Here is a 25,678-nt window from a genome sequence, read left to right as displayed (position 1 = left end):
ATGAATAGCGAAAACGTAACGGTAATTAAGGACGAAACGATGGGCGGAGTTGAACGGGAGTATCGCGAGGTTAAACGTAAGGCGAAAGTTGGTGAGCGCGTTAAAGTTGTGAAGGTTGTTATCGGTACGTACAAGAAAGGGACGGTAGGAATCGTAAGGAGTATTGCAGACGATGGTAGCGGCGTGCGCGCTTATTATCTCGACAAGGGCGACTACATGCCTCTATTTCACGAAGAATACGTAGTCCTCGAGCCGACCGATATCGTCCGCATCGACGGAAGTAGATTCCGGATGGTTGACCGTAAGGCTGCGAAAGGCGATCGAATCATATTCGTTGCGGATTGGTACACTGCGGGTAAAAAGCGTATCACCGCTGGGAAGCCGTATATTATTACTTACCTTGATTACGAGGGTGAGCCTGGCTTCAACGATGATTGCGACGCCTTACGTCTACAGTTTTTCGGAGATAAGCCGAAGTCTTTCGTGATCGAAGCAGAATCCGATTGCCCGGCAGCTTCAGATGCGAAACTACTCGTACTGCAACGTCAAATCGATAAGCTGTCCGATCGCGTGACGAAGTTGGAGACGGCGGTTCGTGTGAATGCGGAAAATATCGTACTTATCGAAGAAGGCGTAACGGCCGATATCGACCGGTTGGAACGGGCCGTCGGCGTTGGGAGGTACGGATCGAAACCAGCCAAGTCCGAATTATGCCGAATCGACATTCGTAACGCAGCCGTTGAGCGTGCGAAGGCTGACGTTACGGAATTGCTATCGGCGAGAGATGGAAAATACACGTACATGGACGGCGTTGGGTTCGTAACGGTAGACTTCGTTATTAATCGCGAAAAACGAACGGTAGTCGCGTTAGTACGCCGTGCGTTCGTATCGCCAGACGAAGTTAGGGCGCGTGGTATCGCAAAGGCCGCGCCGGACGACTGCTTCAACGTTCACATCGGAAAGGCGATCGCACTCCGCCGAGCGTTGGCGTTGCCAATTCCGTCCGAATACGTGAATGCGCCGCAGCCGACGGAACCGCGCGTTGGGGATGAAATTGAGTGGCGCGGCGGACTCCGCTATAGATTAACGAAGGTTGACGGAAAGCGCTACAGCTTTTACTCACACGCAACAAAATCGTTCTGTAACGGAGTTTACTATGCGAATAGATTAACGGAGTATTGCCATATCATCGATGACAGCCGAGACGGTGCTGAAGCGGAGGTGGCGTCAACTAAACGCTCATTCTCCGTCGGCTCACGCGTTAGGATTATCGGAAATAGTTCGGACATTAGGTACCATTTCTTCAACATTGATGACGTAGGCAAAATTGTGAGCGGTCCGGACAAATGCGGAGATTACCTTGTAAAAGGAATCAAAACTCTCGAACCGAGACGGTCGATGATCGGTTACGATCAATTCGTCAACGTTGTCGATTTGGAGGCCGCGTAATGACCCCGCTGCCAAACATCGCATTAACCGGACATCTCCGTAGCGGCAAGGACGAAATAGGCAATCGTCTTTGTCAGCGGTACGGTTATGCCAGGTTCGCGTTCGGCGACGGAATCAAGGACGTATGCAGACGGTTATATCCGGATCAATTTACGGACGAGGCCGGGAACGACGTAAAGCCCCGCGCGCTATTACAAGGCGTAGGGCAGGCGTTGCGGTATTACGATCCGGACGTATGGGCGCGGCAATGTTTCGATAAGATTGCGTGGGACGAAGACGGCGGTCCTTACGTTATAACCGACCTACGTCAGCCGAACGAGTATCACCGGTGCCGCGCGGAAGGTTTCGTAATCATCCGCGTAAAAGCTCCGTCCGGGCTCCGTATTCAACGGGCGGCTGCGGGCGGCGACGTGTTCGATTACGGCGACCTGACGCATGAGACGGAACAGTACGTTGATAGCTTCGACGTTGATTACGAAAGCATTAACGACGGGACGCTCGACGAGTTATATGCGAAGGTTGACGCGATTATGGACGTAATAGCTTCCGAATATCGTCGTTAATCGGACTTAACTTCTTTATCTCTTTTCTTATCTATCCAATCAGCTAGCTTCATCATAAGCATACCGGCAATAAAAATAAGCGGGACTGTGGCGTATTTCCCAAACCATTTTGCCAAGAAATACAACGCTGTTATGAACAAGGGGGTATAGATAAATACCATAAATAAAAATATAAATCGGCGAGCTTTAGGGACCAAAAAATATATTACAAACGGTGCAACAATAAGTGCACTTGGGCTTATCACCCATACTGCTATAGCGCTAAACACTATTTTACCTCCTGAAATGTGTCCTCGCTAACAAATACGAGCCAACCGTCTTGTTCCGCCGCGAACACGTAACGACCCGCCTTTGCTTCGAGTCGGACACGTTTATAAAAGCGGCTGGCCGATATGTACCCGCGCTTATCAACGTTAGCGGCCGTCGGGTCCTTCGGATTGGCGGCCCGCTTGACGGCGATAGCACGCTGCTCCGAATCGTATCCGAGCGCGACACGGTTACCAGCGGACAGTTCGAACATTTCTACGATATCGGTTGAGAGCCGGAGCCGCTTTTGCGAATCGGTTGCGATATATAGGCTAACGAGCGGGACTTCTTCGATATTAAATTGATCCATACGGAATCCTCCGATTATGTAACGAGATTAGAACGATTATATCACGAAAGGATGGCGGTTACTATTTCGTTTAAGTATATCGAACTGTTTGCAGGGATTGGCGGATTTAGACAGGCGTTGGGCACGTTGGGCGGCGAGTGCGTATTCGCCTCCGAAATTGATCCGTTCGCAACGAAAGCATATCGTGCCTTGTACGGCGAGACATCCGAGTTACACGGAGATATTACGGCAATTGACGCGGGTGATATTCCGGACCACGACGTACTGGTCGGCGGCTTTCCGTGCCAGGCGTTCTCGGTCGCAGGTCAGCGTAAGGGGTTCGAAGATACGCGAGGTACGTTGTTTTTCGAGATTGCGCGGATTGCGAACGTTAAGAAACCGCGGCTAATACTGCTGGAGAACGTTAAGGGGCTACTGTCGCACGACGGCGGCCAAACGTTCGATACGATGTGCGCCGCGCTTAACGATATTGGCTACGCGATCGACTTCCACGTACTTAATTCGAAGCACTACGGAGTTCCGCAGAATCGCGAGCGTATCTTTATCGTAGCCAGCCGTGAAGCCGCGCTTGATCCGTGGGTGCTATCGAAATCGAACGACGTTGTAACGAAGGCGAAACGTAGGGCGACGGAAGCTGGCGTTCGGACGTTTAACTTCGAGTGGCCGACGGACGGAGCCGTAACGAGCCGATTACGTGACGTGCTGGAGACGAACGTTGACGAAAAGTACTATTTGAGCGATGAGAAGACGGCGAAACTAGTGACGCAATTGAGCGGACGTGAAGATTTGCGACAAGTCGGTTACGTTGGTGAAAACGTCCAAGGCAATCGCGTTTATAACGTTGATGGTGTTGGGGCGACATTAGCGGCTCAGACCGGCGGTCTTGGCGGTAAGGGGGTATCGCTTATAACCGAAAGCCCTATCATCGCCGGATCGCTCGACCACTACGGAAACGACCAGATGAACCGTGTGTATTCGATCGAAGGAGTAGCGCCTACTATCACGGTAGTAAGCGGCGGCGGTCGTGAGCAGAAGATTGCGGAACCTTGTGTCAATGATCGCGGAACACTTCGGCTTAATATGGGGGGCGTCTCGGTCGCCGTCGATGCTAACTATACGAAGGGAATGGATAAGCATAGTCAGCGAACGCACGTACTAGAACCGTATACCGTAATTCAAAAGACGCATTCGACGTGTACGACCGTTAAGTATAATCAAACAGGTACGTTACAGGTAGCGCGCCTCGATAAGGTTCCGCAAGCGGTAGAAGGCACGCCACGTTACCGCATTCGTAAACTTACGCCACTCGAATGCTGGCGGTTACAGGGGTTTAGCGATAGCTCGCACGAAACGGTCAAACTCGCAGGCGTTTCGGACAGTCAACGCTATAAGCAAGCGGGGAACGCCGTGACGGTTAACGTAATCAGCGCAATAGGCAAGCGTCTGATAGTGTTACTCCCCGTCACGATAAACGTAAAGGAGGCGGCTTAATATGGGCGGAACTAACGTAGATTTGACGAAAGATACACGAAAGTATATGGAGAGCTATTCGCTTTCTACGGCGGCGGGTGTTAAAGCGTTGCTCCGCGATAGACATCGTATCGGGGCGCGACGTTATAAGGGCGATACGGCCGCGTCCGATATTTTGATCGATTTACACTCCGCGATCAACTCCGCCGGGCTCACGGATAGGCAAACGGAGGCGGTAGCGTTGGTATACGGCGCGGATGCAACGTTGGAGAAGGCGGGCGAAATAATGGGCTGCACGAAACAAGGCGTAAAAGCATTCGTCGACGGCGCGGCTGAGCGGGTGGCAGCGGTATTTAAACGCTGGGAGTACGGTGAGGTTACGGTACAACTGGAAGGAGACGTAGCAGATGACGAAGCAGCGATTGACGGCGATTGTAGCGGAGATACAACAGAACGTAAAGGAGCGTAAACAAGACGAAGGGCTGCGGTTTACGTATAACGGAGTCGAATACGATCTCTCCGACCGGACGCAGCGTATTGCGCTAATCGATCGAATTACGTACGACTACGTTGACGAGCGGGACCCAGCGTTGCTGGAACGTTTGACCGACGCGATATTAGACGAAGAGCTGACGGATATGCATCCGGATAAAGTTACGAATACGGAATATCCGTTCATGTCCGAATGGCAACTCGATCTTCGCCGCGATCGCGAAACCGGACTGAAAGCGGTCGAGGAGACGGGAACGGACGGCCGCGATTACCGCAGACCAACGAAACGCCGCCGCACAAATTACGAAAACTGGCACGTTGATAAGCACGCGCACGGCCGGAATAAGGCGCGAGCGGAACAATATCGGAAGGATACGGCAGCCGGTCCGGTCTTGAACGTGAGGAGTACGGAATTTGTATCGGCAGCGACGGTTGCTCAAACGTGGCGCGAACGATTAAGCCTCGTACATTGATACCAATAACTACCGCCTCCTTACGGTTGAGCCTAGCGCTATAATCGTATTGAGGTGGTTTTATGTTTATCGAACCGATGTTACTCGGTAAACGCGAAGTTCCATTCGACGATGATCGCTACGTTTTCCAGCCGAAGATTGACGGTCACCGGTTAATACTTTCGCGGGCAGCCGGACAAGTACGTTTATATACACGGCATAATAACGACGTCACACGTCAATACCCGGAGCTGCACGACGTTCCGGTGAGCGGCGGAGCTGACGTCGTATTAGACGGCGAAGTCGCACGTATGGACGAGACGGGATGGATCGACTTTGAAGCGATAATGGAGCGGTTTCGGATTACGAAGCAAGCACGAATTAACACGGCAGCTCGTATAATGCCGGTGCATTATTATGTGTTCGACGTGCTGCGTTATAACGGAGAGGAATTACGAGGATGGCCGCTGACGGACCGATTGGCGTTACTGTCGGATATTCTTTCGCCGAATCCGTATTATTCCGCCGTGTTGACGGTTCCAGGCGATGGCCGGGCGCTTTTTGATACGGTAAAGACGCGCCGACTTGAAGGTATCGTAGCGAAACGGCGAGATAGCGTGTACGTCGGGCGGCGGTCCGATAGTTGGCTGAAGATAATCAACTACGAGTACGCGGACGTGACTATTGCGGGTTGGCGGAAAGGTGATTTCGGTTGGCTCGCGCATATAAACGGACGGCCAGCGGGCGTTATCGAGTTGGCGGTCCCGGCGGCGCATCGGAAGGCGTTTTATAACGTTGCCCAGCCGCTAGTGACGGGCGAGGACCGGAATTTTGTGTATGTACAGCCGCGTATTAAGGCGCGCGTCCGATTCCGGAATTATTATAAGAGCGGAATGTTACGCACGCCAGAGTTCGTGAGTTTCGTTAATTAACCGATTACTCTACGCCGATTACGTCTGTTATACTGAACCATTCGCCATCGACACGTACGCGGCGGCCAATTGTATCAATACGTTCGACCACGCCAATGGCACGTGTATCCTCGAATCGGTCAAATAGGACGAGCGTAATTTCCGTTTTGTTTTCGTACGACTCCGATATTTTACGGTAGATGACTTCGAGTTCATCGCCGTAGAGTATCGGTTTATCTTTTGCTTTTATATCATTATTGTACTCGTTAATGCGCTTTATATGTTCCGGCAGCATCATGCGGGACGATTCCCACATACCGTTACCTTCGAGTTTCTTACGCTGAGTGGTCATTGATATCACCTCAACGCCATTATACGGGAACGTGTGTTCGTTAGTCAACGGTTGCAGAAGCTACATATACGGATAGTATACCCGGTGAATGCTTGCGCGGACTCAATCGCTTCCTCTACGGTGCTTGTTTGTTGCCATGACGCTGCTTTCTTTGACGACAAACCCCGATGTATAAACGAACAATTTTCGTTATGCGCTGTCGCTGTCTTCGTAACAGTATCTACGTTAAGCCACGCCATACGCGTAACCCTCCTTTATTTTGCGTATACAAACGTACAATTATCGCGAAGAAAGATTTCACCGCCAATTTTAACGGTTGTATCCGTTATTTCTTCAATGTGTCCGCTTCCAATAAGTTCGCCGTTCTGGAACGCGAGGATAATATCGTTATCTAACGCTGCTGTATGGAGATGGATCGGGGAGGAGAGCTCGCGGAATCCGAAGATTTTCGTCATAGTTCATCACCTCAACGACTTATTCGGCGTGTGCGTCCGTATCCCTTCCGTGAGACGAAAAAAGCCCGCCAAAACGACGGGCCATACGTTATTGTTTTTTACGTTCCGTTACGGAGTCCTCAACACCAAGATACGATTTTAACCCGTCCTGCAAAATACGTGAGTAGTTAACGTTATGTTCCGCGGCTAAATCGTCGAGCCACTTCGGGATCGTTAGCGTCTTTTTAACGGCCTTCTGCGCCATCTCATCGCGAAATGGCGGCATCCAGACTTCTACGAGTACGACCGCTTGGTTATCCTCAGCTTTGACGTCAATTACACGAGAAGGTGACGTAATGACGTCATTATCGCATTCCATTCCGTAAAGATGCAGCGCCATACACTCGCGAGCCATACGTAAAGCCTCTTCCTCAGTGTCGCCGCACGTAATAGCGCCTGGCAAATCCGGAAACTCCACAGAGATGCCGTCGTCGGCGTAGTCGAAGATAGCGGGGTAAATATAACGATTCTTTAATGCAGTCTCGCGCTTTTTTTCTTTAATCAAATGTCTCACCTCTTACTTACAAATGTAAACCACTATATCTACGTTTTATGATTAAATATCCAGCAAGAAGGGCTATTTAAGCCCCGCCTGCTTTAGGATACTTACGATTGTTTTAATTGGTAAATCTTTCTCAGGGTGCGGAATGGTTACTCGGCCTGGTTTCGTATGGTGTTTGAATTGCCAGTGGTCGCCTTTAGTATGTACATGAAACCAACCATCCGCTTCAATTAACTTTATTAACGACTTAGATGATTGCCCGCGTAGTTGCATCGTGTTATTGTAATTCCTCCTTTCTGTATTTATTATAACACGTACTTTTATACGTGTCAAGGAATTGATACGTATTTTTATACGTACTTTACTTTTGCCACGTTAGTTACCTATACGTTATAGACAGCGCTTAATAAACGAATGAGACGGCCTATACTCCGTCCGATTAGCGCACTTTTTTGAAGGAGGCGCTAGATATTACGAACGCACTACGTAATAACACCGACGTCCCGCAGGACGTTTCACTCACGCTTAATCCTGGCGAAGAGGTCCGTAAGTCCACCGCTAAGCAACGGGAAAGCTTCCGGGAACGCGAAGAGTTTACCGGACGGGCTCCGGATTTTACCTTCGCAGACATCAGCGAGATAGACAGCGTTATAGGCGCTCTAACGACGGCACAATGCGGCTACTTACTCGTCCTACAGTGTTACGTCGGTTACGATGACGGACGCCTTGTAGACGGAAATAAACGGGTATTAACGACGGCGCTGATGATGGACGTTCTTCAGCTTAAACGTAAGCGGCAGACATTCTATGATTTCCTTACGGTATCGCTCGATAACGGAATACTTACGAAAAACGATGACGGTTCTTACTGCGTTAATCCTCGGTACCACTTTCGAGGCGCGACGCAGAATAGAGCCGTCATTCGTTCGTATACGGCAAAAGTCCGGCATTTGTACCGTGAGGTTAACGCGGCCGACATCGGGCTTATGTACCGGATGTTGCCGTATGTCCATTACGGAACCAACGCTCTATGCGCCAATCCAACGGAAACCGATCCGATGAAGATACGGTGGCTTAACGGTAAGGAGCTGGCGGAGGCAATCGGCGTACACGAGAAGTCGTTAAGCCGTAGCCTGCCCCGTATGAAATTCGGCGGCGAATATGTGATTGCGCGGCTGAAGTTCGGGGCAAGTAACGAGCCGGTCCGCTATTTCTTCAATCCGAACGTGTTTTACCGTAAGAGTAAAGCGCCGGACGATACGCTGCTGGCGATGTTTAACGTCGGCTACCGGACGAAAAGGTAACCTGATTCGTACAATTCGGCAAAAAAGGTAACCTGATTCGTACAACGAAAAACGCCGAGATCCCGCGTGGATCTAAGCGAGTCGGCGATTCGGGGCCGAAATTATTTCTTAGTCTTCTACTCGGACGGAGGTTAGCGAAATGTTAACGATAATTATATGCGTGTACTTGGCGTTAGGACTCGTGTTCCAGCCGTACAGTATTACGTCATTTCCGTGGTATGTGCGGGTTGTAGCGCATGTACTGTGGTTACCGGGGATTATTACGTTCTTTATTATCGTATGGACTTCGGATGAATCGTTGTTCTAAAACATTACCGTCCTCTTTATAAACCGAAAGAGGCCGGGACTATGAATGATAAATAATACTCGGATACGTGGTGGTCTTTCCACGTAGACGGGCAAGGAACGAAGTGACGCGGCAGGCACTTAAGCTCCCGGTCAATCAGTGTGATTGTACGTGAGCTAACGTATAGAAGAACGGAGGTGTCGTATGAGACAGTATATCGACGTATTGATTGTAACGGATACACAAGCGGAAGCTGACGATATTAATGCGTTAGGTAACGATACGATACTCGCTATTCCATACGGAAGTACACTGTATCATGGACGGAGATATCGCCGAATAATTATCGCGTATGAGTGTAAGGGACCGGATTATGAACGGGAATATACGAGTGTACTTAAGTCAGGATTACGGAGGTGAAGCGATATGGCGATGAAATCGTTGAACACGGAGCATTACGTAGCGATACGTTATCTAGCGTTACCGAAGTCGGAACGACCGACTGTAGACGAAATAGCGGAGGAAGTTGGCGTTCATCGATCGACTATCTTCGAGTGGAAGAAGGACCCGTTGTTCGAAACGGAGCTGAAGCGTCAGATGGTCCGTAACAGTTCGGACATGTTACCGGACTTGATCGAGTCATTACCGAAGATTGCGATACGAGACGGCAACGCAGCAATGGCCAAGCTAGCGTTACAGATTAACGGACTGTTGACGGATAAGATCGAGGTAGAGACGCGGGATAGCGGTAGTACCGATGTTGAGGCGTTGAGGTTACGGCTAGAAGCGATGAAAGCCGTAGGCTCGTTGAAGAAACGTCAAGGTGACGGAGTAAAGTCGGATAGCGAGTAAGGTGCGTTAAGAGGCCGCTATTAGATGTAGGGATACGTAGAGGTAGCGTATAGGGATATCCGACTGATTACGACTTATGACGTAATATCCTGCAGCGCGCCTTTTTCGGACGCCCTCCGCAAAACTTTTCGGACCGAGCCGGAATCGACCGTATTTCGCCGCCATTTCCGCACAAAAGTGCAAATGGAGCGGTGATTGGGCGGTAGGTTACGGAAGGGGAGCGGGCAAGAATGGCATAGTGTCGCGGGTTGCGGGCGATTGTGGAGGCGGTAGACATGTGCGTCAAATACGGATTTTGCGCATATGCCAACGCTGTAACGCGGTAAAGCGCAGACCCCCAGGGCCGTATTCCGAATATGCCGTCTCTGGTCACAGAGAAATCAACGCATATTTTTTATTTTTTGAAATCTGTGCGAAATACCATCGTCATACGACTATGTAGGTAAGGCCACGGTTGCCTACGCAGTATACTGGGGAGTTGACGGTACATGACGGCACGTAAGATGAATACATTATACGACTTGGACGTAACAAACGAAATGCTCTATGCGTTATCAAAGTCCGGACATAGTATGCGGTCAAATCAAGTGGAAGATAAGCGATTGATATACGCTGTTGTTCGGCATTATGGATCATGGCGCAAGATGATAATCGCGCTAGGTTTCCGGCAAGCTGCACGTATTAGTAACTACGAAGTAACGTTAGCACGTACCCGCGCTAATTACGACAAGATTAAGTGGACGCGAGAAGTCATTTACGAATCCTTACTTCCATTGATAAACGAAGGGCTGCCCGCCATGAAGATAAAGGAGCGAAACTCGGCATTATACTCAGCGGTAACTAAGCACTATGGTGGCGTGGCTCAGTTCTGTGAAGAGCATGGGTTACCATTAATCCGCGACGAAAAATACACTAAGGCGGAAGTAGACGCTTTTATAGACCGTGTCGCTGATACTTACGAAAACTATGCCAGCGTGTGGCTTAAAGCGTCGGGAACGGTGGATGATCGTCGTCTGTGTTATGCGGCTATAAAACGGTACGGATCGTGGAATAAGGCGCTTATTGCCCGAAACAAACCGTTAGCCCACAAGACTCCGGATAAGGTGCGACCTAAACCTACGCTCGTTCGGAGGCTACCGCCACCACTCGTATTATACGATAAGGATAAATTAGATAAGACAATATCTGAAGCCATTCGAGGATGCTCAGACAGTCACGTTACTATAGCGTACTTAAACGAACTTGACCGCAATATAGTACACAGTATCAGACAGCACTACGGGGATGTATTCACGTACTTTAGCGGGTTGGACATCGATTATTACACAGCCCCTTACGTACCTTTCCGGTGGAATCACGATAATATCAAACGACAGTTACTTCGGTGGATTTCCGAAGGGTATCCGGTCAATTACGTATGTATTGCACAGCGACATACAGGGATTATCAATGCGGCTCGTAGTTTATACGGAGGTTGGAAGCAAGTATTCGAAGCGTGCGGACTTGACTACGAAGATTATCGGGTTGATACGACTATGGCCTCATTCTATGGGCACCGATTTGAGGACATCGTTGGGGAAGTTCTCACCGCAATGGGCGTTAACTACACAAAATATCATACAGACGGCCCATGCCATCCGGACTTTGTAGAGGGCAACGTGTGGTATGATGCTAAGTTATCTCAGTGGACGGTACACCAAAGCGATAACGACACGGTTAAGAAATATGAACCGTATTGCGACAGTCTCACCATCATTTTCTTACGTGGAGATCGATCTGCTGATAAAATGATTAGTGAAAAGACCCGACTAGTTAATATTTACGTGTTAATTGAATCTCTCGATGACACCGTTTCAACGAAAATAAAACGAGAACTTGACGATATTGAGACGGAGCTCGCTGCTATTGCTTAAATAACCCGTCTAAAATCCGTTATACGCCGTTCTGGCACATCGGAGGTATAATCCGTCCACTTACGTAGTGAGACGGTTATTTGACGTGAAATTTACGGAGGTGTACGAAGCCATTACGAAACATATCGTATTCAATTCGGGCGGCATCGGATCATGGTCGGCACTCTGTCGTGTAATTAAACGTCACGGGTCGGAATCCGTCGTTAACCTATTTACGGATACACTCATCGAAGACCGTGACCTATATCGGTTTATTATCGAGACTACGGCGGCCGCACTCGGCCTAGATCGGCCGCACTCGGCCTAGATCGGCCGCACTCGGCCTAGATCGGCCGCACTCGGCCTAGATCGGCCGACGGAATTGTTACGCAGATGCTCCGAAATACCGGATATTCATTCGGAAGCTGACGTTGAGTATCGGAAAAAGCTACTTCCTGAGATCGCGGAAGAAGCTATGCGTCTGATTCCAGGTTTCGTATGGATAGCTGACGGTCGTACTCCGTGGGATGTATTTTTCGATGAAAAGTATCTCGGTAACGCGGTTGGCGCATTGCTCGCACAAGCTGAAGCAAGACGTAGCCGACCGCTATGTGAGAACGAATTATAATCCGGAAGACTGCGTATTGTATCTCGGAATCGACTGGACAGAGGATCACCGTAAGACCGCGCCAATTGCGAATTGGGCACCGTATCGTGTTGAATTTCCGATGTGCGAGGAACCGTACGTAGACAAGTCGGATATGTTAGCGGATTTGGATTCGCTAGGGATCGCCAGGCCTCGTCTGTACGGCTTAGGATTCGCCCACAATAACTGCGGCGGATTCTGCGTTCGAGGAGGTCACGGTCATTTTACAAACCTATACGAAAGGTTCCGCGAACAATACGCTTATCATGAAAGCAAAGAGGAAGAGTTCCGCGCTAAGACTGGCAAATCGGTATCGATGATGAAGAAAGAACGGCGAGTCGGTCCAGATAAGAAGCGGACGTCTTTCCCGTATACAATGCGTCAATTGCGTGAGGACATAACGGCTGGTGCGGAGGTCGATCGTCTGGACGTAGGCGGCTGCGGGTGTTTCGTTACCGCAAGTTGACGAAAAAGTAACGAAAGGAGGCGGAGCAATATCGCATGGATTAGCGAAGAAAGCCGTTGGATTAACCGGTCTGAGCGCGAACAAACGCTAGCCGGGTACGCTGCGTTAATGAAATCGTTGGCCGATGTCGATATTGCTTCGTTGCCTGACGAGGTTTTACGTGAAATTGACGTAGCAACGGCGGAATATGAACGGCTTGACCGGATTAACCGCGCCGAAGACGATCTGCTCGAATTTGCTCTCGAATACTTTTCCGAGTCTCGCAATCCGGGCAACATCGGCAATTGGGACGGATTCGATATCGAAGAAGTGGCGGACATGCCGGAATTTCACCGCGAAATCGCCGACATCATGGACGATGTGTCTAATAACGAAGTCAATGCGAAGATTGCCGTTGCAGCGCCGCGCTCGCACGGTAAATCGACGTACTTATCGAAAGCATCGCCGCTGCGGGAGGTCATATACCGGAAAAGGAGGTACTGCATCCTTATATCGGAGACGCCGACGGTAGCGTCCGGAAACCTTGATTGGATCGCAACGCAGCTTAAACACAACGCCAAGCTTCGGGCCGATTTCGGACCGCTACTATCTATTAAGCAGCAGGAGAACGCTAAAGATAACTCAGCGGAGTTTATCACGTCCGAACCGCAGTCAGACGGAACTAAGCGGCCACTAGCTCGTGTCGAAGCGGCATCGACCGGACAAGCGCTCCGGGGCCGAAATTGGAACGGTGTGCGACCGGATTATATCGTATGCGATGACCTCGAAGACAAGCGCAACACGAATACGGAGTTGTTACGCCAGGAGATGCGCGACTGGTTTTCGCAAGTTGTAATGCCGCTCGGTGATCCGAAAGGTAAACGGACAGCCATCGTATATATGGGTACAACCGTACACCACGACGCGTTACTTATCCGTATCCTCCGGGACCGTACAGACTTTAAGACGCGAGTATACAGGGCGATTATCGAATGGCCGGAGCGGATGGATCTGTGGGAAGCATGCCGTCTCGTCTATCAGAATCCGGATAAGTCGAAAGACGAGCGCAAGGCGGAAGCGTACGCTTTATATCTCGCAAATAAAAACGAGATGGACCGAGGATCGCGGGTGCTGTGGCCTGAAGTTAAGCCGTTATGGGATCTACTGGTATGGAAATGGGACAACAGCTCAAAAGCGTTCAATACGGAGTATATGAATAACCCGATCGATGAAGAGTCCGCCGTTTTCCGGCCGGATTCTTTTTCGTATTGGGACGGAAAGGACATCGCGCAGCTTCTAACGCAGTATCCACGCCCAGCCGCCGAGTATGACGTTTTCATGGGCGTTGACTTCGCGATGGGTAAGACGCGGGGCGACTATTCCGCCATTGTTACGATTGCCCGGCATAAAAAGTCCGGCACGATATACGTAGTCGATGCGTGGGGAGAACGTGTGCATCCGGACGTGTTCTTGCGGGTGATTACGGAGAAAGTGACGCGTTATCAACCGAACTATATCGCTGCTGAGTCGCAGGCGGCGCAGGAGTTTTTCGTACACAAGCTGAAGCAGGCGCTCGCGGCCGCTGGGTATCCGGCTCGGACCCGCGTAAAGGAGATATACCAACGTAGCCGTAAGGAGCTGCGGATTGAAGCGATGACCCCCGATATCGAGTCCGGAGCTATTCAGTTTACGAAGCGGCATGCGCTGCTTCTCGAACAATTCGAAATGTACGGGACAGGATCGCATGATGACGTTATTGACGCGCTCGAAATGGCCGTGAGCATATCGAAAACAGGACGTAAGAAGGTACGGAATAAACCGGCTGTATTTTACCGTTAAGGAGGCGAGTGTCTGTACGATTTAACGAATTACTACCGGTCGATCTCGGAGGAATACGGTAAAGCCGAATTGATCGACGACTACGATACGTGGGCGGTATATTCCGCGCACGCTAACCGGGCATTGCGACAGTATCTATCGACGATTCAGCGCGGTACGGACGTGTTCGTTAAGGCGTTCGCCGCCTTTTCGTTGTGGTCCGACTATAACGAACACTTACGAACTAAGCGGAAAGACTCCGGTTGGTATAAACGTACTGAGCGACGCAAGGAACTATTAGACGGAATTATTACGGTTGACGAATACCTACGAAGGGAGGCTGAAGAGTGACGAAATTATTCGTAACGGGAGCGCAATATCCACCACAAGCGGACATTGAGCGTATCTCTAAATACTATCGCGGAAAAGCGATATTTGCCGGTAAACAGGCGGAGATTTACGAACGTGCTGCGGATTTACTTAAAGGTACACCGCATGAATCGCAGCTTAAATCGCTATATATCGCAGTTAACATAATGGACGTACTGCTTACTAAACCGGCCGACTTAATGGTCGCGGACCCGCCCACGTTCGAGTCCGGCAAGGAAGGGGACAGTGCGGAGCAAACGCGGCTCAACGCTATTGTCGAAGAGAACGACCTAACGCAGATGATACACGAAACCGTAATCGGAGCTGGTTACCGGGGCGACTCGTTTATTAAAACGTATTATGCGCCGCGTGTCGACGTAACGATGACGGAAGAGTTGGCGGGCGAGTACGAAGGGATTACGCTGCCAGAAAGACCGGCCGAACCGATTATCGAAACCGTTGACGCGGCGATTGTATTCCCGGAGTTGTCGCGCGGCAGTCGAAAACGATTCAAAGCCGTTAACATTGCGTGGGTCGAATGGGTAGAGGAACGGACGGGCATCGTCGAGTCGGTATTGGCGCGTACGAAAATGAAGGAAGTTCCGTACTTAAACGTTGAGAGACATGTTCCAGGTTACATCGTACATGAACGGTATGAACTATCGGAGTCCGGCGTTGTGACCGAGTACGGGTATCCAGTGTCAACGTATCTAATCGGCGATCGAGTATCGACCGGTCGTGAATCCGATATTGATGCGACATGGATTCCGCAGCTACTCGTCCACCACATTCCTTACAAGACGACTGACGATGATTGGCGCGGTATTAGCGGAGTCGAAAAACTCGAATCCACGCTGGCTGCGATCAATGACCGTCTTGTTCAAATTGATTACATCTTATGGAAACACTCAGACCCGATTGCCTACGGGCCAGAGGACATAGGAGACGACGATGACGGGAATGGGGCGGTTAGGTGGGGCGGTAAATACATTCCCGTTGGGAAAGAAGACCCGCCGCCGGGCTACATGGTCTGGAACGGACAACTTGACGCAGCTTTTAAGGAACTCGATATCCTACTCGGTCTAGTCTTCCAGATGTCCGAAACGCCGCAATGGTTGTTCGGAACGACATTATCCTCGGACAAGGGCGGAACAGGTACGTCACACACGGACGGCGGCGCTATTAAGGCTCGTTTTATGCCAATTCTGACGAAAGTCAAACGCATCCGTAACCACGTTGATAGAGCGATCCGCGATGCGCTATGGACGGCGATGCAGCTCGAAAACGCTGCGAATGAAGGCGTAGCGGGTTACCGTCCATACAACGCCGTTTATCCGAAGATTACTTGGCATGACGGTATTCCGCGCGACGAGAAAGCAGAAGCGGAGGTTTACTCGATACGTACCGGGGCCAAACCTACGGTTGACGTTAAAACAGCCATCAAACGTATGGACGGACTCGATGACACACAAGCTGACCAAATCGTTAAACGGATTTCTGACGACGAGACTCGCATCAATGGAACCGTAGACGGAACGGTATTTAACGAGGTAGTCGTATAATGACCGAACGTGATATCGCGGAACTCGTCGCTGCCTATAAGGACGCAGTCAAACGTATTCGGGCGGAGTTGCTGTCGCTCGACCTAACGGATATGTCACGGGCAAACACGGAATCGGCCCTCCGAGAAGTTGCGCGCATCCTTACATCGCTAAACGAAGAGTCCACCGGCTGGGTAGCGCAATACGTGCCAGAAGCCGCTCGTGCTGGCGTTGCTCAGACGTTAATCGGACTTGGTGTCGCGGATACGATTAAGGATGCCGAGAAAATAGCGAAGTTTAACCGAATCAATTCGAACATGGTCGCGGCGGCTGTTTCGGATACACAAGCGGATCTACTTGCCGTAACGCAGAATATCGACCGGCGGACAAAGGCGGTTATACGGAAAGTCACGGCGGAATCCATACGCGCTAATATGACCGCAGGCATTAACGGCCGCCGTACGATAAGCCGCGACATCTTAACCGGGATGCGGCGCGATCTCGAATCCGCCGTCGAAACCGGAATTATTGACGCAGTCGGACGTCGATGGAAGCCGGAAGTATACGTCGATATGGTTACTCGGACGAAGACAGCCGAAGCTAGCCGGGAAGCTACGGTAAACGAAGCGATTGGTCGCGGCGCTTATTACGGCGTCATATCAACGCACGGTGCTACGGACGCTTGTAGCAAGTACGAAGGTATGATCGTAAAGTTAACGCCGGATGCGCCAGGTGATTACCGATACATTGGCGATTTGCCTCGTCGGGAGATATTTCATCCTAATTGCAGGCATTCGGTAACGCCGCTTCGCGATCCGGCGAGACTTGAAAAATAATATTCAACGCTTTGTCCGAACGTACATGACATTAAACTGCTACGGATATTGGTGACGACCATTATACGGAGGTATGACGAATGAGAAACGAGTTTAATGCGAAGGCCGAAACAATCCGCAAGTATAGATTGCCGTTAAATCTGCAAATGTTTGCGGAGGGCGATCCGGAACCTACGCCCGAACCAGAACCAACGCCGGAACCAAAGACGGTGACAATGACGCAGGACGAACTCGATGCGTTAATTGGGCGCGAGAAAGCGAAAGCAAAAAAACCGTACGCCGACTATGACGAACTGAAAACGAAGCTATCCGATTACGAGACAGCGGAAGCGGAGCGTCAAAGATCGGCAATGACGGAACAGGAACGACTACAAGCGGAGCTTGACGCAGCCCGCACAAAAGCGGAAGAAGCCGAAGGGAAAACGGCCGCAGCAATCACATCCGCAAATCAACGATTGATTAAGGCAGAGTTCCGTGCCTTAGCGAAAGAGTCAGGCGTAAGAACCGAGGCACTCGATGATGCATTTAAACTAGCGGATTTGTCTACGGTTAAGGTAACCGAAGAGGGCGATGTTGAGGGCGTAACTGGCGTAATTAAAGCGCTGATCGAATCGAAGCCATACCTCGCGGAGTCATCGAAACCAACACCGCGTCAAATTGGTGGACCCACTGGTGGCGACCCTAAACCGGATAAGACGAAAGAACAAAGACTCGCTGAAGCAGCGGATAAGGCGCGCAAATCCGGAAAGATGGAAGACAAAGTTGCATACGCCACGCTCAAAGCAGAACTGAATAAATAAGCCAAAGGCCGAGCTGTTGGGCCTTTTTGTTATACCCAAAAACAATTATACAGGGGGAAATAATTACCATGCCAAAAATTTATGACGCTTCACTAATCGGTAAACGAGAATCGGTCGTTGACGAAATTCTATTGCTCAATCCGCACCAAACTCCGCTACTAAATGCGCTAGGTTTCGCGGCGCCAGTGTCGCAAGTTGAACACGTTTGGTTTGAGGACGAAATGTTCGCGGACGAAACGGTAACAACCGCATCGGCGCTAATCGACGCAACGGCCGTCGTAGTCGCTAACGTTGAGCCTTTCCGTGTCGGTTCCGTAATCAAAATCGGTGAGGAGTTGCTGTTCGTTTCCGGTGTTAATTCCGGTACAAAAACGCTGACAGTAACGCGCGGTTATGCGTCGACTACAGCGGCTGCTATCGCCAATGCTGCAAAAGTAGAATTCATGTTCGTGGAGGGTACGGAAGGTGCGGACGCTCGTGTTGCACGTTACAAACCGCGCGTACGGAAGTCGAACCTGACGCAAATCTTCGACGACTCTATCGAAATCTCCGGTACAGCGCAGGCGGTAACGCAATATGGTATCGACGATCTGTACGAATACGAGAAACAGAAGAAACAACTTGAACTCGCGCTACAAATCGAAAAAGCGCTGATTAATGGCGTACAGTACGAGTCCGGCCAAGTCCGTCAAATGAAAGGCATCCGTCAATGGATTACGACTAACGTAACGAACGTCGGCGGCGCTCTTACAGTTGGAGCAATCAATACGCTGGCACAATCGATCTACGATGCGGGCGGATTCGCAACTGGTGGAGATTACAAAATTATGGTCGCGGCCAAGCAAAAAATCGCTCTTTCCAGTACTGACGCGAACAAAATCACGCTAACACGTAGCGAGAATACACGCGGTCAGGTCGTAGATAAAATCGTAACGGACTTCGGCGAGTTCGAAATCGTGCTGAACCAAAACCTCGCATCTGATGAGCTGATCCTAACGGACGCTAACCGTATGGCAATCAAGCCGTTGAACACTCGCGAATTCGGCCACACGTACCTGGGCGTTAAAGGCGATTACACAACCGGTATGATTGTCGGCGAGTACACGTTGGAGTTCCGCCAAGAGAAAGCGCATGGCCGTCTGAAAGGACTGTCGTAATAATGGCGAAATTCGAATCGCCGCGATATCCGGAACTCGGATTTTACGTAAACGGAGGCTTCCGCAAATTTAGCGGTGGCCTCTACGTTACGGATGATCTGGGTGTTATAGCGGTATTGAGCGGAATATCTGACGCGCGAAGAGTTGACGTCGAGGACACGGTTCTTGATCCGGTACCCGAACCGGATATTATCGAAGTAGAGACGGCAGAGCCGGAGGATAAGCCGAAACAGCCCGCCAAGGGACGTAAGCCCTCCGGTAAATAAGGAGGCGAAACCATGGCGGTAAATATCCTGGACGCGGACGAGTATATAACGCTCAATTGTATTGACAACGAAGACTGGTCGGACGCTGATGAGGCGAAAAAACAACGGATACTGAACGTCGCCAGCCGGAAGCTAACGACCAAATACGCTCGATACACGATACCTGACGCGGCCGTTTACGAATACTCTAACGAATTGTCCATCGCGTACAACGATACGAACAGGCTTCAGCAGCAAGGTGTCGCGAGCTTCGGACTTACTGGCGTCGCCAACTTCACGTTTAAGGATTGGGCAAAGTCCGGTTTGGACGCATGGATCTCAGATACCGTCCTCGATTTGATTTCGGAAGCAAACGGTGGGGTTTCGCTCTCGCGTCGTACCGTGAAATGGACGGTATTATGACGGATCGAAGAGGAGGCACGATGTGATATGGCGTTAATCCCACTGAAGCAGACGGTTACCGTATACCCGCCCGGCGATAATGATCCGTGGAATCCGTTACCTCCCGCCAATCCGTTTACACTCCGCTGCCGTTTCCAGGAAGGCACCGAAGTCGTTACGGACCAACACGGCCGAGACGTCGTATCGTCCGCGCAAATCTACTTCGACCGTTACGCGCCCGTTAAGTCCGATTATGAGTACGAATATACCGACGAATCCGGCGAGACGGTGCGGTATCGGACGGTTAACACGGGTCGGAAGCGGTGGCTTAACGGCAAGGCGGTATTAACGGTGGTGTATGTACGATGACGGATAAGAGCGGATTAACATTCGATACCTCGGCGTTTACTGCCGGGCTAGACTCGATTGGCGGCAAGGCACTAGAGGGTGGTAAACGCGGAATGCACGACGCTATGGACGATCTACTCCGCCGTTCCCGCGAACTGGCTCCGCTTGACAAAGGTACTCTCCGGACTACGGCCTGGACCGAAGTGGAGACGGAAGGATCGAGCGTTGTCGGTGAAGTTTACTATAGCGCGGTTGAGGACGGAAATTCGGGCCGCTTTAACTACGCGCTATATACGCACGAGATGGGCGAGTTTAAAAATCCGACGACGCCCGGTACACAGCCGAAGTATCTCGAACGGCCGTATAAGGAAAACGTCGAGGAATACCGGAATTGGATCGCGGAGGAAATCCGGAAGGAGTTGGGATAACGCATGTTTACTATCGCGGAATTAAAATCATTCGTAGAGTCCGTCGTACCGTACACGTACTATCACAACGAGTTTCCGGCATCGTCCGTCGACAATTCGGGGTATGTTCGGATTCATGGCGGCTTTCGTCCCTCACAGTGGACGAACAAGCGGCGGCCATCGTTCCAGGTCGTTATACGCGGAAAGAACGGTATCGCAACGGAAGCGCTGGTGAATACGATCTATGACGAATTTCATCAGCGTCAAGACTACATTATCGGCACGCAACGGATCGTCGCAACGTTTGCCGACCAGTCTGCGCCGCTTTATCTCGGCATGGACGCAAATAATAGACCGATGTACTCCGTTAATTTTACGGCTACAATGCTAGCGAAATAGATAACGCACCAATACGTCGGGCCTTCGGGTCCGGCGTTTTTTGACGTGCAAATACAAGGGGGAAATCACGTAATGGCATCCGATACATCTAAGGTTAAACTCGGCCCATGCAAGGTAACGTTTGACGTCGGCGGTACAAGTCCGATTGTCTTCGAAACAACGCAAGGCGGAGTCGTACTGACTTACGAAATGACTACGCGAGAAGTAGTCGTTGACCAATTCGGCACTACGCCAATCCGCGAAATTATCACAGGCCGATCCGCAACACTGGCCGTACCATTTGCGGAGTATGACGTCGCCAAAATTGCGAAGGTTATTCCGGGCTCCACGCTCGTAACTGACGCGACCGATCCGACCAAGCAGCGCGTAGACGTTGACGCATCGCAAATCATCGACCTAATCGATTTTGCGAAAGAAGTCCGCATCGAACCGCTATCTTCGGCGGCTACGGCAAACGATACAGTTACGCTGTATAAAGCCGCACCGACAACGAACCTCAATTACACGTACTCGTACGATAACGAACTCATTACTAACGTGACATTTAAAGGTTATCCGGACGCTAACGGTCTACTTATCGGCATCGGCGATCCGGACGCAGAAGCTTAATAACGGCAGACTCAACGGCGGCTCCTAACAGGGCCGTCTTCGTTTTTACAACGAATTGGAGGCGAATATAAACGTGATTTCACGGTTTTTAAATAAATCGGCTGACTCGGTAATGCTCGGCGATAAGTCCGTCAAGATTCCGAAGCTCACACCGGAAAAATATAAGTTGCTATTCGAAAGAATTGAGACGTTACCGTCCATTATCGTAAACGTCCTAGCGGCACGTCACTCTGGAGATTTCGTTGCAACGTTAATCGTAGGCGCTAATTTGACGTTGGATGAAGCGGTAGGTATTGTCGCCGTACTCTCGGACATCGACGCGGAATATATCTCGAAAAACGCTGACTTGGCCGAGATTTCCGAATTTATACGGTTGACGCTCGAAAAGAACGACCTACAACGTGCGTTAAAAAACTTCCGGGCCGTCCTCGGTCAATTCGTAACGAAGCCGGCGAGTCCGGGCGACGGCAAGACCGAAGCTTAACGTTTGACGAGTTTATGGCGCAAGCAGCCGTAAAGCTCGGCGTAAGTCAACGCGTGCTGGAAACGGAATATTATCTCGTCGACTTACCGCTCATTCTGCGCTATAAATCGCAGTCCATCGCGGAAGACCGATTGATGGCGCTTAGTATCGCGACGGTGAGTCAGACGACGGACAAAGAGACGTACGAACGATTCGCGGCTGGGTTGCGATCTGACTTTGCGGATTCCAACGAAAAACAAACGAATGATGACGAATTTGACCGAACAGCTTTCGAACGGCTGCGGGGTCGAGTCGGCCGGAAATGAACGTGGGAAGGAGGTAACGAATGACAACGGGAGCAACGGAAATTGGCGCGATAAAGGCACGTTTAGAGCTGGATACTGCCGGATTTAAGACGCAAATAGACCAGTCAAAACGCGATATGACCGCGATGGCGGATAACGCTAAGAAAGCGTCCGGTAACATGGCGGAGCTTGCGGCAACCGTAAAAAAGGTCGGAGAGACGCAGCAAGAGATCGGTCGGCTGACGGGAGTCCTCGATAACGTTAACGCCCGGATTGATATACAACGTAAGAAGCTGTCGGAGCTGAAGCAATCGTATGATACGACGTTTAACGATAGCAAAAAATCGAAGCTTCAGGAGCAAATCGTCAACACGGAAGCTACGCTCCTGAGACTAACGAAGACGTCGGACGATACGGCAGCAAAGGTATGGGAACTCGAAGACAGCTTGAAGGACGCCGAAAAGCAAATGGCCGAATTTGCAACGGAAGCGGACGCGGCCAGCGGTAAAGTCGGCTTATTCGGTGATCAAACGAAGTCGGCCGTCGGTAAACTGAGTATAGCATTTGCGGCACTTACGGCAGCAACTACGGCTATCATCGCGAAATCCGTTAACGCGGCTGCAACGTTCGAATCGTCCATGGCTCGCGTACAGGCGGTATCTGGCGCGACGGCTGCGGAGTTTAAAGCGTTGGAGGATCAAGCGCTAAGTCTCGGTGCGACAACGGTATTTACTACGGCGCAAGTTGCTGACGGACAATCGTACCTCGCGATTGCCGGTTTCGACGCCAACGAGATTATCGCGGCAATGCCCGGACTACTCGACCTCGCGGCGGCTGCGCAAATGGATCTCGGCAAAGCGGCGGACATTACATCGAATATTCTAACGGGATTCCGACTCGAAGCATCGGAGACGAGTCGAGTGTCGGACGTATTGGCGAAAGCATTTACGTCATCGAACACGTCGATGGAGCAACTTGGCTATGCGATGAAGTACGCGGCACCAATTGCAGCGGCAACCGGGATCAGTATCGAGGATACGGCGGCAGCCATCGGTAAGTTATCGGACGCCGGTATTCAGGGCGAGATGGCCGGTACGCAACTCCGGGCGATGCTACTACGTTTAGTTAGACCGGTAGGCGAAGCGAAAGACGTAATGGAACAACTCGGTATTAAAACGGCAGACGCGTCGGGGAACATCCTGCCCTTTACGCAGATTATCCGTCAGCTCGAAACGGCATTCGGCGGGCTTACGCAAGCGTCACAGGCGGAAGCGGCGGCTATGATCGCAGGGACCGAAGCAGCAGCCGGATTTCTGACGCTGGTATCTACGGGAGCGGACGATCTCGATGCCTTCGCGAACGAGTTACGTGATTCAGGCGGAACAGCGCAACAAGTCGCCGAAACGCAGATGAACACGTATAACGGCGCGTTAGAAGAGATGAAATCGGCGCTAGAAGCCGTCGGGATTACGGTAGGTAACGATTTTAAACCAGCTATGCGAGCGGTCATGGAAGAAATCACGAAAATGCTACTCGGCTTTAACGAAATGGACGATGGTACGCGGGCTTTTATCGTAACAATGACGGTAGCGACCGGCGGCGCTGGCGTGCTAGCAACTGGTATTTACGGGTTGGTTGTCGCGATGCGTGCGTTACAAGCTTCGGGGATCGCCGCAAACGCCGCGTTAGGTTGGATCGGAGCATTATCGTTAGTAGTCGGCGGACTTGCTGGCGCGTTTATGTCGTACAAGGTCGAGGCGGAACAGGCAGCGGAAGCACAGCGGTCATTTAACGAAGAAATTGCGAAGAATCCAATGGAGCGTACGGTTGAGGATGTTAAATCCCTCAAAGACCAACTGGATGAAGTGAACGTTCTTGTCGATCGTCAACGTGAGTTGCGGCAGAAAATCGCCGAACAACCGTCAATGGCCGGTACCCACGCTATGACTGAGGATGTCCGCAAAGCAACTGATGCTACGCGGGAACTCAGCCGAGAGTTAAGCGATGTAAACGCGGCGTTGAAAGTGTTCGGTATTGATACGCCGGTTGACGCATCGCGAGTTATTGCGCAGATGAACGAAGAGATCAATAAGTCGCTTCCGGCCCTCCGTGAACTCCGTATTGAGGAGCTTCGGGACATTGCGGCTAAACAGGACCAAGTAACGGAGTCTGAGCGGTTAATTGACCGTTACAACGAGCTTAGATCGCAAACGGAACGAACCGCCGACGAAAACGAACAGTTGACGCGAACTGTCCGCCAGCTTTCCGAGAAATATCCGGACTTGGCTACGGAACTTGACGCGCAAGGTACGTTGTTAATTACGAACGAAGATTTGATCCGCAAACTGATCCAGGCGGAACAGGATTCGTTGGATAAGCGCCTTGAAGCGGAAAGGGAAAACACGGAGTCACGGCGTCGGGAAGCGAACGAAGCGCTTAAATCCGCGAGGAAACAAGTCATCGCAATACAATCGGTCATAAACGCTGAAAAGAAAAGTCCGCAATGGTTAGATGACGACGTTGCTATGCTCTTGGGTAAGAGTTCGGATACCGCCGCTAAAAAAGCGTTAGCTGTAGTACAAGAGGAATCGGACCGTGTCAGTCAAGTCTTAAACGAAATCGATACGGAATTAGCCGCAATTGACAACGGAACTTGGCGAGGTCTGCTCGGCACAGGCGAAAGTAGCCCGAAATCCGGTACCGGTACGATTGATACCGATAAGGATAAAAAGAAGAAAGCGGAGAAAACCGCCGAACAGCTCGCACAAGAGGCGTATCGCGCGTCGTTACAAAAGCTCGATGTACGTAGACTCCTCGGTGACCTAACGGGCGAGCAGGAAATCGAAGAAATGGCGAAGTTAGCCGAAACGTATAAGAAGTTTGACGCTATCTGGATCGATGCCGAAACGCGTCGCCAACGTATCATCTCGCAATTGGCCGCCGAAGCCGATAAAGCCGAACAGGATCGCGTTAAGAAAACGGAGGAGCAGCAACGTGACGCCTTCCGGAAGTCGGCCGATTGGGTTGACGCAGAAACCCGCCGTATGCGGGAGCGCGGCGAATCCGAAGAGGCGATAGCGCAGATGCAGCTCGAATCCTGGGCGCGTGTACGGGCTCGCTACGATAAGGATTCGGACTACTTTAAACAGGCGGACAAGTCGATGTTTGATGCGCGGATGAATCTACGTAAACTTGACGAAGCAGCCGCGAAAGAAGCCTCGGATACGGTCACGAAGTCGCAGCGTGATCTAAC

Annotated in this window: 33 protein-coding genes; 27 read left to right on the top strand and 6 right to left on the bottom strand. The window is 50.9% G+C overall.

The annotated features are described in order from the left end of the window. Complete coding sequence (locus ACFVSO_RS07505) at positions 1-1,449, top strand: hypothetical protein (RefSeq protein ID WP_387471767.1); 1,449 nt, start codon at positions 1-3, stop codon at positions 1,447-1,449. Then, positions 1,449-2,012, top strand: a complete 564-nt coding sequence (locus ACFVSO_RS07500) for a nucleoside/nucleotide kinase family protein (RefSeq protein WP_387471765.1) — start codon at positions 1,449-1,451, stop codon at positions 2,010-2,012. The genes ACFVSO_RS07505 and ACFVSO_RS07500 overlap by 1 nt, the downstream gene beginning before the upstream one ends. Here the strand turns inward: ACFVSO_RS07500 and ACFVSO_RS07495 are convergent. Next, positions 2,009-2,281: a hypothetical protein gene (locus ACFVSO_RS07495; RefSeq protein ID WP_387471763.1), complete on the bottom strand. Its 273-nt coding sequence runs from the start codon at positions 2,279-2,281 to the stop codon at positions 2,009-2,011. The two genes, ACFVSO_RS07500 and ACFVSO_RS07495, sit on opposite strands and share 4 nt — an antisense overlap. After that, positions 2,281-2,628 (bottom strand): hypothetical protein, encoded by a 348-nt coding sequence (locus ACFVSO_RS07490; protein WP_387471760.1) that lies wholly within the window; start codon positions 2,626-2,628, stop codon positions 2,281-2,283. Before ACFVSO_RS07490 ends, ACFVSO_RS07495 begins: the two co-directional genes overlap by 1 nt. A 51-nt stretch (positions 2,629-2,679) precedes the next feature. Here ACFVSO_RS07490 and dcm point away from each other — a divergent pair, with 51 nt between their 5' ends. The 4 genes from dcm (at position 2,680) to ACFVSO_RS07470 (ending at position 5,974) form a co-directional block, all read left to right on the top strand. Continuing rightward, positions 2,680-4,119 carry a DNA (cytosine-5-)-methyltransferase gene (dcm, locus tag ACFVSO_RS07485; protein ID WP_387471757.1) on the top strand — a complete coding sequence of 480 codons (1,440 nt, stop codon included), beginning with the start codon at positions 2,680-2,682 and terminating at the stop codon, positions 4,117-4,119. Between the two features lies 1 nt (position 4,120). After that, positions 4,121-4,567, top strand: a complete 447-nt coding sequence (locus ACFVSO_RS07480; protein WP_387471755.1) for a sigma factor-like helix-turn-helix DNA-binding protein — start codon at positions 4,121-4,123, stop codon at positions 4,565-4,567. Continuing rightward, positions 4,506-5,063, top strand: coding sequence for a hypothetical protein (locus ACFVSO_RS07475; RefSeq protein ID WP_387471753.1), 558 nt, complete (start codon positions 4,506-4,508; stop codon positions 5,061-5,063). The genes ACFVSO_RS07480 and ACFVSO_RS07475 overlap by 62 nt, the downstream gene beginning before the upstream one ends. A 62-nt stretch (positions 5,064-5,125) precedes the next feature. Beyond that, positions 5,126-5,974: an ATP-dependent DNA ligase gene (locus ACFVSO_RS07470; protein ID WP_387471751.1), complete on the top strand. Its 849-nt coding sequence runs from the start codon at positions 5,126-5,128 to the stop codon at positions 5,972-5,974. A gap of 4 nt (positions 5,975-5,978) precedes the next feature. Here the strand turns inward: ACFVSO_RS07470 and ACFVSO_RS07465 are convergent, their stop codons facing one another. The 4 genes from ACFVSO_RS07465 to ACFVSO_RS07450 form a co-directional block, all read right to left on the bottom strand. Next, positions 5,979-6,305 (bottom strand): YolD-like family protein, encoded by a 327-nt coding sequence (locus ACFVSO_RS07465; protein ID WP_387471748.1) that lies wholly within the window; start codon positions 6,303-6,305, stop codon positions 5,979-5,981. 254 nt (positions 6,306-6,559) lie between these two features. Next, positions 6,560-6,760, bottom strand: coding sequence for a hypothetical protein (locus tag ACFVSO_RS07460; RefSeq protein WP_387471746.1), 201 nt, complete (start codon positions 6,758-6,760; stop codon positions 6,560-6,562). Between the two features lie 88 nt (positions 6,761-6,848). Beyond that, a complete protein-coding gene (locus ACFVSO_RS07455; RefSeq protein WP_387471744.1) occupies positions 6,849-7,304 on the bottom strand; it encodes a type II toxin-antitoxin system HicB family antitoxin in 456 nt (151 codons plus the stop codon). Between the two features lie 72 nt (positions 7,305-7,376). Then, positions 7,377-7,574, bottom strand: coding sequence for a type II toxin-antitoxin system HicA family toxin (locus ACFVSO_RS07450; RefSeq protein ID WP_387471742.1), 198 nt, complete (start codon positions 7,572-7,574; stop codon positions 7,377-7,379). 179 nt (positions 7,575-7,753) lie between these two features. On the opposite strand from ACFVSO_RS07450, the gene ACFVSO_RS07445 reads away from it, so the two are divergent. The 21 genes from ACFVSO_RS07445 to ACFVSO_RS07345 form a co-directional block, all read left to right on the top strand. Further along, positions 7,754-8,605 carry a hypothetical protein gene (locus ACFVSO_RS07445; RefSeq protein WP_387471740.1) on the top strand — a complete coding sequence of 284 codons (852 nt, stop codon included), beginning with the start codon at positions 7,754-7,756 and terminating at the stop codon, positions 8,603-8,605. 139 nt (positions 8,606-8,744) lie between these two features. Then, the gene (locus tag ACFVSO_RS07440; RefSeq protein WP_387471737.1) at positions 8,745-8,912 is read left to right on the top strand and encodes a hypothetical protein; all 168 of its coding nucleotides are present in this window, start codon (positions 8,745-8,747) and stop codon (positions 8,910-8,912) included. A 183-nt stretch (positions 8,913-9,095) separates the two neighbouring features. Further along, entirely contained in the window at positions 9,096-9,311 is a 216-nt protein-coding gene (locus tag ACFVSO_RS07435; protein ID WP_387471735.1) for a hypothetical protein, read from the top strand. Positions 9,312-9,317: 6 nt separating this feature from the next. Next, entirely contained in the window at positions 9,318-9,743 is a 426-nt protein-coding gene (locus ACFVSO_RS07430) for a phBC6A51 family helix-turn-helix protein (protein WP_387471733.1), read from the top strand. A gap of 488 nt (positions 9,744-10,231) precedes the next feature. Further along, positions 10,232-11,656, top strand: a complete 1,425-nt coding sequence (locus ACFVSO_RS07425) for a hypothetical protein (protein WP_387471731.1) — start codon at positions 10,232-10,234, stop codon at positions 11,654-11,656. Between the two features lie 85 nt (positions 11,657-11,741). Beyond that, positions 11,742-11,963 carry a hypothetical protein gene (locus ACFVSO_RS07420; RefSeq protein ID WP_387471729.1) on the top strand — a complete coding sequence of 74 codons (222 nt, stop codon included), beginning with the start codon at positions 11,742-11,744 and terminating at the stop codon, positions 11,961-11,963. 211 nt (positions 11,964-12,174) lie between these two features. After that, a complete protein-coding gene (locus tag ACFVSO_RS07415) occupies positions 12,175-12,747 on the top strand; it encodes a hypothetical protein (protein ID WP_387471726.1) in 573 nt (190 codons plus the stop codon). 108 nt (positions 12,748-12,855) lie between these two features. Then, a complete protein-coding gene (gene terL, locus ACFVSO_RS07410; RefSeq protein WP_387471724.1) occupies positions 12,856-14,565 on the top strand; it encodes a phage terminase large subunit in 1,710 nt (569 codons plus the stop codon). Between the two features lie 326 nt (positions 14,566-14,891). Next, on the top strand, positions 14,892-16,475 hold the full coding sequence (locus ACFVSO_RS07405; protein WP_387471722.1) for a phage portal protein: 1,584 nt from the start codon (positions 14,892-14,894) through the stop codon (positions 16,473-16,475). After that, a complete protein-coding gene (locus ACFVSO_RS07400; RefSeq protein WP_387471720.1) occupies positions 16,475-17,290 on the top strand; it encodes a phage minor capsid protein in 816 nt (271 codons plus the stop codon). Before ACFVSO_RS07405 ends, ACFVSO_RS07400 begins: the two co-directional genes overlap by 1 nt. An 80-nt stretch (positions 17,291-17,370) precedes the next feature. Continuing rightward, the gene (locus ACFVSO_RS07395) at positions 17,371-18,090 is read left to right on the top strand and encodes a phage scaffolding protein (RefSeq protein WP_387471718.1); all 720 of its coding nucleotides are present in this window, start codon (positions 17,371-17,373) and stop codon (positions 18,088-18,090) included. 68 nt (positions 18,091-18,158) lie between these two features. Beyond that, on the top strand, positions 18,159-19,247 hold the full coding sequence (locus ACFVSO_RS07390) for an SU10 major capsid protein (protein WP_387471716.1): 1,089 nt from the start codon (positions 18,159-18,161) through the stop codon (positions 19,245-19,247). Between the two features lie 2 nt (positions 19,248-19,249). Then, the gene (locus ACFVSO_RS07385; protein ID WP_387471714.1) at positions 19,250-19,513 is read left to right on the top strand and encodes a hypothetical protein; all 264 of its coding nucleotides are present in this window, start codon (positions 19,250-19,252) and stop codon (positions 19,511-19,513) included. Positions 19,514-19,525: 12 nt separating this feature from the next. Continuing rightward, on the top strand, positions 19,526-19,915 hold the full coding sequence (locus ACFVSO_RS07380) for a hypothetical protein (RefSeq protein ID WP_387471712.1): 390 nt from the start codon (positions 19,526-19,528) through the stop codon (positions 19,913-19,915). A gap of 27 nt (positions 19,916-19,942) precedes the next feature. After that, the gene (locus ACFVSO_RS07375; RefSeq protein WP_387471709.1) at positions 19,943-20,263 is read left to right on the top strand and encodes a hypothetical protein; all 321 of its coding nucleotides are present in this window, start codon (positions 19,943-19,945) and stop codon (positions 20,261-20,263) included. Further along, the gene (locus ACFVSO_RS07370; protein WP_387471707.1) at positions 20,260-20,670 is read left to right on the top strand and encodes an HK97 gp10 family phage protein; all 411 of its coding nucleotides are present in this window, start codon (positions 20,260-20,262) and stop codon (positions 20,668-20,670) included. Before ACFVSO_RS07375 ends, ACFVSO_RS07370 begins: the two co-directional genes overlap by 4 nt. Before the next feature lie 3 nt (positions 20,671-20,673). After that, on the top strand, positions 20,674-21,048 hold the full coding sequence (locus ACFVSO_RS07365; RefSeq protein WP_387471704.1) for a minor capsid protein: 375 nt from the start codon (positions 20,674-20,676) through the stop codon (positions 21,046-21,048). 72 nt (positions 21,049-21,120) lie between these two features. Further along, a complete protein-coding gene (locus tag ACFVSO_RS07360; protein WP_387471702.1) occupies positions 21,121-21,657 on the top strand; it encodes a hypothetical protein in 537 nt (178 codons plus the stop codon). A gap of 73 nt (positions 21,658-21,730) precedes the next feature. Continuing rightward, positions 21,731-22,141, top strand: a complete 411-nt coding sequence (locus ACFVSO_RS07355; protein WP_387471700.1) for a hypothetical protein — start codon at positions 21,731-21,733, stop codon at positions 22,139-22,141. A gap of 14 nt (positions 22,142-22,155) precedes the next feature. Beyond that, a complete protein-coding gene (locus tag ACFVSO_RS07350; protein ID WP_387471697.1) occupies positions 22,156-22,446 on the top strand; it encodes a hypothetical protein in 291 nt (96 codons plus the stop codon). Positions 22,447-22,466: 20 nt separating this feature from the next. Continuing rightward, positions 22,467-25,678, top strand: a 3,212-nt coding sequence (locus ACFVSO_RS07345; RefSeq protein WP_387471695.1) for a phage tail tape measure protein, incomplete at its 3' end; no start/stop codon positions are given.

It is taken from the genome of Paenibacillus sp. NPDC057967 (assembly GCF_042887015.1).
In the GTDB taxonomy this organism is placed as follows: domain Bacteria; phylum Bacillota; class Bacilli; order Paenibacillales; family Paenibacillaceae; genus Pristimantibacillus.
This window is presented reverse-complemented; position numbering and strand designations above follow the sequence as displayed.